Source organism: Dechloromonas denitrificans (assembly GCF_001551835.1).
GTDB classification, from domain to species: Bacteria; Pseudomonadota; Gammaproteobacteria; order Burkholderiales; family Rhodocyclaceae; genus Azonexus; species Azonexus denitrificans.
Map to the genome: position 1 here is coordinate 303436 of NZ_LODL01000007.1, position 12490 is coordinate 315925.

Genomic DNA, 12490 nt, shown 5'->3' on the forward strand with positions numbered 1-12490 from the left:
TCCCTACCGTTACGTCCGAGGAAAAGACGTGAAATCGTTTTTCATTGAGAACAACGACAACGTCTATTTGCCCGAGTCAGATTTCAACCGCTTAGGTGATCACTCCATCAAGGTAGGTGATGTGCTGATCTCCGTCGTCGGAACCCTGGGAAACTCGTGCATTGTCACTGAGAGCGACACGCCCGCCATTTTTAGCTGTAAAAGCACGATCATCCGAAAACCGGAAGTCAATCCTTATTATCTGGTCTCTTATCTCAATTCAGAGCCAGGAAAATCTCTGCTCCTTCGTTGCGCTCGTGGATCAGTTCAACTTGGGCTGAATCTCCCTGACCTCCGACAGTATTCGGTGCCTGTGTTCAGTCATGCCCTACAGGTCACAAATGAGCAATTAATAAAGGCTGCATACAAATCATTCGAAATTGCCAATGAGCACTTGACGAATGCTGAACAATCCCTGTTACGCACTCTTGGCGTAGAAAACTGGCTACCCTCGAAACCCTTAACCTACACACGTCCCAGCACGGAGGCCTTTGCCGTCGGGCGGCTGGATGCCGAATATTTCCGCCCCCGAGTCCACGAGCTTCTCGCCATTCTCGGCGGCGACGGACACAGCATCGGCGACCTTGCCCCGGCCCGTAGCGAACGCTTCATCCCCGCCAGCAGCGGCAGCTTTGAGTATCTGGAAATTGGTGGTTTGCGCATGGATGGCACGGCTCAGGCCGAGTCGGTTCTTCACAAGGAAGCCCCCAGCCGTGCCACAAGCCACGTTCACTCGGGCGATGTCATCACCTCCACCGTGCGGCCCATTCGCCGCCTGTCGGCACTGATCGCCCCGGAACAGGATGGTTTTGTCTGCTCCTCCGGTTTTGTCGTGCTGCAACCCAAGCATGTAGCGCCGGAGGTTCTGCTGACCTACCTTCGCCTGCCTGTAGTGTGCGAATTGATGGACTTACACACCAGCGCCAGCCTTTACCCGGCGATTTCAGAACAGGACTTGTTGTCTTTGCCCATGCCGCTGATCGACGCAACAACCAGCGACGCAATTTGCGCAGCCGTCAAATCCTCCCAAGCCAGCCGCCAGCGCGCCGCCGAACTCCTCGAAGCCGCCAAACGCGCCGTCGAAATCGCCATCGAGGATTCCGAAGCCGCCGCGCTGAACTATCTGAATGAAATTATTCAAGGCGCGGGGGGGCACTAAGGCAATGCGGGACAAGTCCTCTTTTCGAGCACAATCGATCAGCGCTGGGGCGGGCTATTCGCCCCGCCACCCGCATCGGCAGCCACCACGAAAAGAGACGGGAGGAAAACTCTACAGCCATCCGCTTTGGCGCTGGGCAAAGCAACGTTTTCTCGACCATCCGGGCAGCTCACTTCTGTCACTGGCCTTTGCAGTCGGTGGAGTTTTGATGCTGACCCATTTCGTCCACATCAAATATCTGCCGACCATCGATCTGAAATCAGCAACGGGAATCCTGCTCGGCGTAGCAATGTCTGGCGCCCTGACCATTGGCTCGGTGGCGATTCTGCTTGGCATCCCCGGCGCCTTGATGCAGTTATGCGTGCACTACAAGGTACTCAATCCGGGAACCGAAGACCTGAAAAAGGAGCAAGGAAGCAAAGAGCGGAAAAACCGCAAAGGTAATGGCCGCGTCAATTTCTTGCTTCACATTTACGCCAGCGTCGCCATTGCGCTTTCTTTGCTCCTTGGCCCCTATTACTTCGACGCCACAGAAACCTTTTTCGCTTGGCCGGTGGGATCAGTTATTGTCGGCATTAGCGTCATTTTTTTGCTTTGCGTCGCGGCACTTGTAATTCGACACCGCAACGGAGGCCCGGTTAAACGACTTGCCCGGATTCGCTTCCGTAAAAATTGTGGTCACACCCACGGCCTTTGGATTCTGGGGTTCCTGACGCTGCTCCAAGTCTTGGTCTGTGCTTTCCTTCTACAGATTTTTCCTTTCTTTAGGCAAGAGAGCGACTTAATCAGCCTGATCAATTTTGGTCTAGCCATTTCGCTAAGCGCAGCAATCGGCATAGCCATCCGCCACAGTTGGAAATCGGCAGCCCTATCCCTCGGTGCCGGTGTTTTCCTTCTAATTTTTCTGTTTGACGGCCTTGTTAAAGTTTCCGATGCCGTCATGAAAACGCTCAAGCTTGGCAATCTCGAAAACACGACGCTCCTGGTTTCATCTGCCGGTTGCCAAGTCATCACCGGCACGCTCGGCTGTGGGCGCTGTGCATCGTCAAATGGCGAAAAAACCCCAGTCTTCCGTATCCAGGGTCTAAAAATTCTCTCCCGCGTTGGCGAAGAGCATTTGCTGGCGTTCCAGAAAGAGCAGCAGGAAACCCGCTTCCTGCTACGTTCACCGGAAGTCATCAGCATTTCCTACTCGGCACAAAGCAAGGAAGAGCTACCGTCAACACCGGCAACGCTGCCGGCTTGCGTGACCGTTGAGGCTGTATCAATGCCGCCAGCGGTTACGTCGAAGGAAGTCCAATGAGTACCCGGCATTTTGATGACCGCTACGGTCAACCGGAAAAATTGGCCAATTTTTAAATTCAATCCAACGCGCACAGTACCGATGCCCATGCCCGAACTAATCCTTTACACCTCCGACGACGGCCAGACCAACATCAAGCTACGCGCCGAAGACGGTACGGTCTGGCTGTCGCAGCAGGAAATGGCCGAACTCTTCGCTTCGAGCAAGCAGAACATCAGCCACCATGTGCGCGCCATTCTGGCCGACGGCGAGCAGGCTGAGGCAACTGTCAAAGAATATTTGACAGTTCAAAACGAAGGCAGCAGAAGCGTTCGCCGCAAAACCATGGTCTACAGCCTGCCACTGATCCTGGCTGTCGGCTACCGGGTGCGCTCGGCGCGAGGCACGCAATTTCGTCAGTGGGCGACCCGGCACCTGAACGAGTTTCTGGTCAAGGGTTTCGTCATGGACGATGCCCGCCTGAAGGACCCGGCCGGTTGGGATTATTTCGACGAACTGCTGCAACGCATCCGGGACATTCGTTCATCGGAAAAGCGCTTTTACCAGAAGGTTCGGGATATTTACGCCACTGCGGTGGATTACGACGGCAACAGCGATGCCGCGCAGCTTTTTTTCAAGAAGGTGCAAAACAAGATGTTGTGGGCAGTCACCGGCCACACAGCGGCAGAACTGATTGCCGAACGGGCCGACGCCGCCCGCCCGAATATGGGCTTGACCACATGGAGCGGCAACAGAGTTCTGCAAAAGGACGTCACTGTCGCCAAGAATTACCTTGGACCAGACGAGATGGACGAACTCAACCGCATCGTCACGATGTACCTGGAGTTCGCCGAGGATCAAGCACGCCGCCGCAAGACGATGACCATGGCTGACTGGGCCAACCGGCTGGATGCCTTTCTCAGCTTCAACGAGCGCGAAGTGCTCACCCACGCCGGCAAACTGCGCGCCGAAGTGGCGGAAAAGCTGGTGCTGGAGCGTTATGGCGAATTCGATGCAGGGCGCCGGGAGGCTGCACGGCTGATTGCCGATAGTGACGACCTGCGCTCCCTGGAGGAAATCCGCGATGGGCGACCGAACAAGAAAACTGGAGACTGATCCATGGCGCTGAATCTCCGCCAAACCGTGACCGATTTCCTCAAGATCAACCCAGAGGAGCGCTTTACCGCCCGCGAACTGGCTTGCTGGATGTTTGAAAATCTACGCGAGGCTTGTGAGGAGAAGCGACGTAACAGCCAGCAGGATCTTTCCGACGATGCGGCGCTGCTGCAGCAATTGGTAGCCGAAATCGGAGCCAACCGGCCTGAAATCCAGAAACGCTGGCCGCAGGTACGTACAACCGAAACGCGTCCCCGTCGTTATTACTGGACAACCGCCAGCGAGGCGGCGGAAGTAGCCAAAGTGGAAGGGCTGGCACCGATCGTTCAGGGCAAGTTAACCGATAGCGCACTGAGCGAGCATGACCTCTATCCATTGCTCTGCCGCTTTCTCCATGTCGAGCAAGGCCTCTACCCGAAACGTATCGACGAGAAACGCTCGACCAACCGCCACGGCCCGAATGGCAACAAGTGGCTCTACCCAGATCTGGTCGCCATGGAGGACATCGGTGCCGAGTGGGACCGAGAAATCCGCGCCTGCGTCCAGCAGGCCGGCGCCCAGCGCGCCCGGCTCTGGTCTTTCGAGGTCAAGTTGCTGGTCAATCGCTCCAATGTGCGGGAAGTCTGGTTCCAGGCGGTGTCCAATTCGTCGTGGGCTAACTTCGGCTATCTGGTCGCTGCCGACATCCAGGAATCGGCCATGAAGGAACTGCGTCTGCTCGCCGCCTCCTATGGCATCGGCTTGATCCGACTGAATACCGAAGATCCGAGCGAAAGCGAAATTCTCATCCCGGCCCGCGAACGTCCAGACATCGATTGGGACGCCTGCAACCGGCTGGCGATAGAGAACGCCGACTTCCGTGACTTCATTAGTTGGGTGCGCCAGTTCCACCAGACGGACAACGCCAAGGTGGGCAACTGGGACTTGCCGGAAGCAGTCGACTAGCTCCGCCGCCAATTGCTACGGTGGACGCCCGGAAAATGGCAAAAACTGAAGCGGCCCTCGCCCCCTGGCAGTCTGCCCCCCATGGCATGCGCATTGCCTCCTACCTGCCTGCTCGGAATTTAAAGCGCATTCAGGCTATCGACTGACGCACGCCGATATAGCTTTGCCATATTGGTGCAGAGCATGTTTTCTGGGGGCAGGATATGAAGCAATGCAGCATGCTTGGCTGGCCGGCTTGGCCTCTGTGGATTTGCATTCTGCTAACACTGAGTCTCGGCGCCCAGGCCGGTGATCTTGAGCAAGCCGACATCGCCCGCCGTTTTCCGCCCCCGTTGCGGGTTGCGGCGAAGCTGACGGAGGTGCCGGCCTGGCCGCTGAACAGCGAACTGACGCCGGCCGGCGGGCCGGTTGGCTATGTTTTTGAGTCGATCGACCTCGCCCCCATTCCCGGTTTTGAAGGCACGCCGTTCAATCTGCTGATCGCCATCGACGCCCAGGGCAATTTCATGTCGGTCGAAGTCCTGCGCCAGCACGAACCGGTGTTCCTGTCCGGCCTGGGTATTGGTCCGCTCAATGAGTTCGTCGCGCAATATGCCGGCAAGAACCTCAAACAGCGGATCACCATTGCCAACGTCTATGGCGAGCGCAATCGCGCCAACACCGACAGCGGTAAGGTTGTGCTGGATGGCGTGACCAAGGCCACCGCTTCCATCCACGTCGTCAATCAGACCGTGCTCGCCTCGGCGCTAGCGGTAGCCCGGGTTCGCCTGGGACTGGCGACACCCGGCGAACACATCCCGGCCGAAGTGCGGGCCGATACCTTCGAGAAAAAGGATTTTGCAACGCTGCTCAAGGCGGGCGAGATCGGCTATCGGCAATGGCGCAACGCCGAGGTCGAGGCGCTGTTTTCGGGCAGCGAAGGCAGCGGGCTCGACCCGCTTGCCTTGCGCGAACCTGATGCCCGCTTTGTCGACCTCTATGTCGCCTATCTCAATGCCCCGACCATCGGCCGGGCGCTGTTGGGCGACGCTGGTTACCAAAAGCTGATGGAGCGCCTGAGCCCCGGCCAATCGGCCTACTGGGTCGCCACGGCCGGGCGCCTGCTGCTCTATGACGAGGATTTTGTCCGGGGCAGCGTTCCGGCCCGCCTGACCCTGAGCCAGGACCAGGTGCCGCTGGCCGCCCGCGATGCCGATCTCGAACTTGCGTCACCGGCCGGCGCCCCCGCCCTGGCCTCGGCCCTGATCCTGAAAACCCCGGAGCTGTCCGGAGTCGACCCCGGCCGACCGATCAGCATCGGCCTCGACATCGTCCGCGAAAAAGGCCAGGTCTATCCGACCCGCATCCGCCAGACACTGACGCTGGACTACCGCGCCCCAGGCCGCTATTTCACCTACCCACCAACGCCGCTACCGGCCTGGCTGGTCGCCTGGGGCGCGCGCTGGCCGGAACTGGCGGCGATCGGCCTCGCCCTCGTCCTGCTCAGCGTCGTACTGGCCCGGCCGCGCTGGATTTCCATCGCCCCGCGCCGGCTGGCGATCTTCCGCCGCGGCTTCCTCGCCTTCACGCTGCTCTTCATCGGCTGGCACGCCCAGGGGCAACTTTCCATCGTCCAGCTCACCGGCGCGGTCAAAACCCTGTCCGCCGGCCAGAACCTGGGCAGTTTCCTCTACGACCCCGTTTCCCTGCTGCTGATCGCCTTCACGCTACTCAGTTTCTTTGTCTGGGGGCGCGGCACCTTCTGCGGCTGGCTGTGCCCGTTCGGCGCCCTGCAGGAATTTCTCGCCCTGCTTGCCCAGCGCCTGCACCTCAAGGTGAAACACCTGCCGCCCGGCCTTGAAGTGGCCATGGAACGCGGCCGTTACCTCCTACTCGGTGTCCTGCTGCTAGCCGCCGCCTTTGCCCCGCAAGTGGCCGAATCACTGGTCGAAGTCGAACCGTTCAAGACCAGCATTACGCTGGGTTTCGAGCGTAGTTGGCCGTTCGTCGCCTGGGCGGCATTTCTGCTGCTGCTCAGCGCGCTCTATTACAAATTCTTCTGCCGCTTCATCTGTCCGCTCGGCGCCGCCATCACCCTCGGCGGCCGTTTGCGCCGCTGGGACTGGCTGCCCCGCCGCAAGGAATGCGGCCAACCTTGCCAAACCTGCAGGTCGCGCTGCGAGTACGACGCCATCGCCCGCGACGGCCACATCATCTACGACCGCTGCTTTCAGTGCCTCGACTGTGTCGGCATTTATCACGACGCGCAGCGCTGCGCCCCGTTGATTTTCCACGCCCGCAAAGGACGGGATTTTCCGCTGCCGCGAGCAGATGGCACGCATAAAGCGCATTGAAACAGGACTTTTGCTTCGATTTTTAGTGCCTTAACCGGTCGAAAGCCATGCCCAATGCGTGACTATGTTATACATACGGCCATTCATTTATGGCATAACCGTTACGGAATCATGAATATGCAAGAAACGCCCGCCGTATTCGGCACCGAAGACATCCTGCGCAGCCTGTGCAATTCAGTGACCAAGGTCCTGAGCATTGCCACCCAGAGCCAGATTCATTATTCCGGCATGGTCCAGCGCATTACCAAGACCTGCCTGAAACCGGATATCGGCTGTTTCGTCTTGTTCGACGGTGGTTTCTCCGGCCTGGTCGTCATCAACTTTTCCGCCCAGGCGGCCATGGAACTGTATGAAAGCTACATGCTGAGCATGGGCATGGCCAAGGACGAACTGGCCAGCTCCCATACGGCCGACGAAGTCAGCAACGTGATGGGCGAGTTGATGAACCAGATCGTCGGCGACTTCACCGGCAAGGTGGCGCGCGAGTTGCAAACCCACATCACGCAGAATCAGCCGAAGATGCTGGTTCTCAACAAGCAGGTCATGCTCAGCGTCGATACCAATCTCGACAAGCCGGAAGCCCGCCGCGTCACCTTTTTTACCGGCCGCAACAACATTTTCTATCTTGAACTGGCGATGGACCGGACCGAGTTCATCAAGCTCAACGACTTCGAGCACGGCGAGGCGCCGGACCCCGACGAACTGATGGCCCAGGTCAATGCGCAAGCCGTGACGCCACCGCCCGCCGTCAACTCGGACGAGCACGACGACCTGCTCAAGTCGCTGGGCATGTAAGCCCGGTACCCGGTACCGGTGGCGGCTAGCCCGCCGCCGGTCAACGGCCCAAAACAGGCAAAAAGCAAAAACTGGCGCGGCAAGCGCTGCCCAACATTCCCGGACGACCGGCAAACGTTGACCCTAATCAAAAGGTCTTCGTATTACCCCGTACTTTCGTCGTATTGACTTGGTCAAGATTGCGGCTGTGGTGATAATTACCCACTTTGCAAATAGTGTCTTCGGAAGGCGCCGCCGTGAATCTGAATGTCAAGGTCACCCTCTTTTTTGTCAGCATCACCGCCGTCCTGCTGGCGGTGCTGATCGCCATCAGCCTCTACGCCTTTCGCAGCTTTTCGATCGCCTCGGCGACCGAACACATCCGCACGGCCAGTGAAATCGTCCGGGTGCATCTGACCGAATCGATGATCAACGGCGTCATCGACAAACGGGAACGCTTCCTGCAGCGCCTGGTGGAGGTGCAAGGCCTCAAATCGGCCCGGGTCATGCGTTCGCCCGACGTTGAAAAGCAGTTCGGCAAGGGCCTGAGCGTCGAGTCGGCAGCCGACGACATCGAGCGCCGCGTGCTGAGCGAAGGCAAGGCGCATTTCGAACTGACGACGGTCGGCGACGAAACCGTCTTCCGCGGCACCATTCCCTATATCGCGACATCCAGCGGCAGCCCGAACTGCCTGCAGTGCCACCAGGTGGCCGAAGGCACGGTGCTCGGCGCAGTCAGCATGAGCATGTCGATCGATGCGCTGAAGGAAAAGGCCTTGTTCACGGTAGCCGGCATCGCCGGCGTCGTCACGCTCTTCGCCGTGCTGCTGATCCTTTTGCTGCGCCGCCTGCTGCGGCCGATTTCAGATACCGCCAATGCCGTCGAGGAGGCCGTCCAACGGGCGCTGCGCGGCGACTTCAAGGCCCAGGTCCAGCAACGGACGACCGACGAAATCGGCCAGATTGCCGGCGACATGAACCGCCTGCTGACTTTCCTCGACGATGGCCTGAACCGGATCGGCAGCAATGTCGCCCGCCTCACCGAGCGCACCCCGGCCCCCGGCGAAAACCTGCTGACGGCGACCATCGACATGGTCGAAGGGCTGACCAATGCCGCCCACTTCAAACAGGCGATCGAGGAAGACGAGACCAAGGCGGAGATTTACCAGCGCCTGTCGCGCACGCTGCAACACGAATTCGAGCTGGCCGAGTTCTCGCTCTATGAAATCAGCAATAACAAGAAGCAGATGAAAGGCATCATCGTCGATGGCGAAATCGCCGACACCTGCCGCTGGTGCGATCCGCAGATCCTGGTCCGGCCGGAAGCCTGCCGCGTCCGGCGCACCGGCCATATCGTCGATGGCATCGGCCATCCGGAAATCTGCTACTCCTTCCGGCCGCCGGCCGAAGTCGGCGAACGCCGCCATGTCTGCTTCCCGGTCATCCAGTCCGGTGCCGTCGGCAGCGTCGTCCAGTTGCTGGTCACCCCGGCCGAGCAGGACAAGCTGGAAAGCCGCATTCCCTTCATCAATGTTTACCTGCGCGAAGCGGCACCGGTCCTCGAAACCAAGCGCCAGATGGAAAGCCTGCGCGACTCGACGCTGACCGACCCGATGACCGGCCTCAACAACCGCCGCTTCCTTGAGGAATACGTCGAAACCCTGGTCGCCAGCGTCCAGCGCAAGCGCTCGCATGCCGCGATCCTGATGCTCGACCTCGACTACTTCAAGATGGTCAACGACACCTACGGCCACGACGCCGGCGACGCCGTACTCAAGGCGCTGTCCACCGTTCTCAAGCAATCGGTGCGCGCCTCCGACCTGGTCATCCGCTACGGCGGCGAGGAATTCCTGATCATCCTGATCGACACCGTCGGCGAAGCGGCCGAGCGCGTCGCCGACAACATCCGCGTCGCCGTCGAGAACCTCAAGGTGCAGGTCGCCGGGATCGTTCTGCAAAAGACGATCTCGATCGGTATTTCCGACTTCCCGACCGACAGCGAAACCTTCTGGCAGGCCGTCAAGTTCGCCGACGTCGCGCTCTACCAGGCCAAGGAACGCGGCCGCAACCGGATCATCCGCTTCACGCCGGACATGTGGTCCGACACCAAGGAATACTGAGCGACGCCGGCTAACTGGCGCCCGGCCGACGGCGGGCGTGCCGACCCCGGCGGTCGACGCCCGCCCCGGGCAAAAAGCCAGGCCGGCCCGGACTGGGGAAATCCATGATTGCCCGGGCTCGGCATTCGCGCCAAGCTCGGCCTTGACCGCGGCATAATGCGCGCCTGACGACAAGAACCGGGACCCCATGGACATTCTGATCGACATCATTCTCAAGGCTGGCCGCTCGGCGGTTGAGCTTTCGCTGTTCGTGCTGCTGCCGGTGATGGTGGTCATGCTGTCGCTGATGCGCCTGCTCGAAGCGCGCGGCATCCTCGATCGCCTGGTTGCCCGGATCGCTCCGCTACTCCGCCCCTTCGGCCTCAACGGCCTCGGCGTCTTCGCGGCGCTGCAGATCAACTTCGTCAGCTTCGCGGCACCGATGGCAACGCTGAGCATGATGGATCAGCGCGGCACCTCCGACCGCCACATCGCCGCGACGCTGGCCATGGTCTTCGCCATGTCGCAGGCCAACGCCGCCTTCCCGATGATGACCATGGGCCTGCACTTTGGCACCACCCTGGTTTTTTCGCTTTTAGGCGGGTTGACCGCAGCAGCGGCCACTTACTACTTTTTCGGCCGCCAGTTGTCGGCCGAAGAGGCGGTGGTCGACGAAACCCTGCACCATCCCAGTGCCGAAAGCGCCAAAGGCGTGCTCGACGTCATCAACCGGGCCGGCGCGGAAGCCTTCCGGATCGCCGTCGGCGCCATCCCGATGCTCGTCCTGTCGCTGGTCGTCGTCACCGCGCTGCGCGTTTCCGGCGGCATCGACCTGCTCACCGTACTGCTTTCGCCGGTCCTGCGCCTGCTTGCCATCGACCCGGTGCTGATCCTGCCGACACTGACCAAATACCTGGCCGGCGGCACCGCGATGATGGGCGTCATGGACGACATGCGGCGCAGCGGCCAGGTCAGTGTCGATTTACTGAACGCCAGTGCCGGTTTCCTGATCTCACCCTTTGACATTCCTGGTGTGGCCGTCCTGATCTCGGCCGGCAAGCGTATTGCCGCCGTCTGGAAGCCGGCCGCGCTCGGCGCCTGCGTCGGCATCGCACTGCGCACCGTCGGCCACATCCTGCTCGGCTGATCGCGCGTTCTCCTGTCGTTCGCCGGCATGGTTTGTGCACCGCACAAAGGGCAAGCCCCCGAATGTTCGATATACGACAGGAGAACATCATGGATATCTGGACCAAACTGACCGAATTCCTGGCCTGCGGTTTATTGGTGCTGCCGGCTACCCTCGGCTTCGGCCTCGACAGCTTCGAGGTATTCGCCATCAGCCTCGGCCTGATGCAGCTTTTGCTGATCGGCGTCACCGTCGGCGCGCCAACCGCCCCGCCGCCGGCGGCCAAGGATGAACCGTCCGACACACCACACTGATGCCGTCCGTGACCGGCCGGTGGTACATACGGGCGTAGCACCGGCCTAATCGATACTTTTTCGCACAAATCAATAGACGATTCGCCGGCTATTAAAGCCATTAAAGAACAAATAGACTGCAATCCTCGTTCACTCCGGATTGCGCCATGCTCTCTGCCCTGACCCAACTGCTCATTTTCCAGCTCGCCGGCGAAGTCATCGCCCGCGGCCTGAACCTGCCGCTGCCCGGCCCGGTACTCGGCATGCTGCTGCTCTTTCTTGCCCTCGCCATACGCGGCGGCCCCGGCCATGAACTGCAAACGACCAGCCAGAATCTGCTGCAGCACCTCTCCTTGCTCTTCGTGCCGGCCGGCACCGGCATCATGGTGCATTTGCACCGCGTCGCCGACGAGTGGGTCGCCCTGCTTCTCTCGCTGCTGGTCAGCACCTTCGCCACGCTGGTCGTCACCGCGCTGGCCATGAAGCTCTGCCAGCACCCGACACCACCGCAAGGAGAAACGCCATGACGCCACGGATCAGTGAAATCTGGGTGTACCTGGCCGCCTCGCCACTGCTCGGCCTGACCGTCACGCTGCTCGCCTACCAGGGCGCCTTCTGGCTCTTCCGCAAATCGGGCAGCCACCCGCTGGCCAATCCGGTGCTGATCGCGGTCACGGTACTGGTCCTGTTCCTGACCGTGACCGGGACCAGTTACGAAACCTACTTCGCTGGCGCCCAGTTCGTGCACTTCCTGCTCGGCCCGGCCACGGTCGCCCTGGCCATTCCGCTGTACACCCAGTTCAAGCGGGTCAGGGCCATGCTGCTGCCGGTCATCGTCGGCCTCTTCGCCGGCAGCCTGACGGCGATCATCTCGGCCGTCGCCATCGGCCGCCTGTTCGGCGCCAGCCTGCCGACCCAGCTCTCGCTGGCCCCCAAGTCGGTGACGACGCCGATCGCTATGGGCGTCGCCGAGCGCATTGGTGGCATTCCATCGCTGACCGCCGTGCTCGTCATCGTCACCGGCATTCTCGGTGCCGTCGGTGCCCGCTACGTGTTCGACGCGATGAAGCTGCGCGACCCGGCGATCCGCGGCTTTGCAATCGGCGTCGCCTCGCACGGCATCGGCACCGCCCGCGCCTTCCAGGTCAATGAACAGAGCGGCGCTTTCGCTGCCCTGGCGATGGGCCTGAACGGCGCGCTGACCGCCCTGCTGCTACCCTTGATGGTGGCCTGGCTGCACTTCGGCTGAGATGCCGGTTAATTCCCGCGCCGATCGCTGCGGCGCGGGGCTCGAGCGACTTGCCCACCCCGCTCAAAGGCGGCC

At 60.6% G+C, this 12490-nt stretch carries 11 protein-coding genes; all 11 read left to right on the forward strand.

Annotated elements, in window-relative coordinates:
* The first annotated feature begins 28 nt into the window (after nt 1–28).
* The 11 genes from AT959_RS20990 (at nt 29) to AT959_RS04045 (ending at nt 12415) form a co-directional block, all read left to right on the forward strand.
* Complete coding sequence (locus tag AT959_RS20990) at nt 29–1198, forward strand: restriction endonuclease subunit S domain-containing protein (protein WP_157651202.1); 1170 nt, start codon at nt 29–31, stop codon at nt 1196–1198.
* Nucleotides 1167–2501, forward strand: a complete 1335-nt coding sequence (locus AT959_RS04000) for an MFS transporter (protein ID WP_157651203.1) — start codon at nt 1167–1169, stop codon at nt 2499–2501. Before AT959_RS20990 ends, AT959_RS04000 begins: the two co-directional genes overlap by 32 nt.
* A gap of 87 nt (nt 2502–2588) precedes the next feature.
* Nucleotides 2589–3596: a virulence RhuM family protein gene (locus AT959_RS04005; RefSeq protein WP_205629823.1), complete on the forward strand. Its 1008-nt coding sequence runs from the start codon at nt 2589–2591 to the stop codon at nt 3594–3596.
* Nucleotides 3597–3599: 3 nt separating this feature from the next.
* Nucleotides 3600–4541: a COG2958 family protein gene (locus AT959_RS04010; RefSeq protein WP_066880842.1), complete on the forward strand. Its 942-nt coding sequence runs from the start codon at nt 3600–3602 to the stop codon at nt 4539–4541.
* A gap of 218 nt (nt 4542–4759) precedes the next feature.
* Nucleotides 4760–6874 carry a 4Fe-4S binding protein gene (locus AT959_RS04015; RefSeq protein ID WP_088178936.1) on the forward strand — a complete coding sequence of 705 codons (2115 nt, stop codon included), beginning with the start codon at nt 4760–4762 and terminating at the stop codon, nt 6872–6874.
* A 111-nt stretch (nt 6875–6985) separates the two neighbouring features.
* Complete coding sequence (locus tag AT959_RS04020; protein ID WP_066880846.1) at nt 6986–7669, forward strand: DUF3334 family protein; 684 nt, start codon at nt 6986–6988, stop codon at nt 7667–7669.
* A gap of 236 nt (nt 7670–7905) precedes the next feature.
* The gene (locus AT959_RS04025) at nt 7906–9768 is read left to right on the forward strand and encodes a diguanylate cyclase (protein ID WP_066880935.1); all 1863 of its coding nucleotides are present in this window, start codon (nt 7906–7908) and stop codon (nt 9766–9768) included.
* Between the two features lie 187 nt (nt 9769–9955).
* Nucleotides 9956–10894, forward strand: coding sequence for a nucleoside recognition domain-containing protein (locus tag AT959_RS04030; protein ID WP_066880848.1), 939 nt, complete (start codon nt 9956–9958; stop codon nt 10892–10894).
* A gap of 89 nt (nt 10895–10983) precedes the next feature.
* Nucleotides 10984–11187, forward strand: a complete 204-nt coding sequence (locus tag AT959_RS04035) for a hypothetical protein (protein WP_066880850.1) — start codon at nt 10984–10986, stop codon at nt 11185–11187.
* A 146-nt stretch (nt 11188–11333) separates the two neighbouring features.
* Nucleotides 11334–11693, forward strand: coding sequence for a CidA/LrgA family protein (locus tag AT959_RS04040; protein ID WP_066880852.1), 360 nt, complete (start codon nt 11334–11336; stop codon nt 11691–11693).
* The gene (locus AT959_RS04045) at nt 11690–12415 is read left to right on the forward strand and encodes an LrgB family protein (protein WP_066880854.1); all 726 of its coding nucleotides are present in this window, start codon (nt 11690–11692) and stop codon (nt 12413–12415) included. The genes AT959_RS04040 and AT959_RS04045 overlap by 4 nt, the downstream gene beginning before the upstream one ends.
* Nucleotides 12416–12490: the final 75 nt, after the last annotated feature.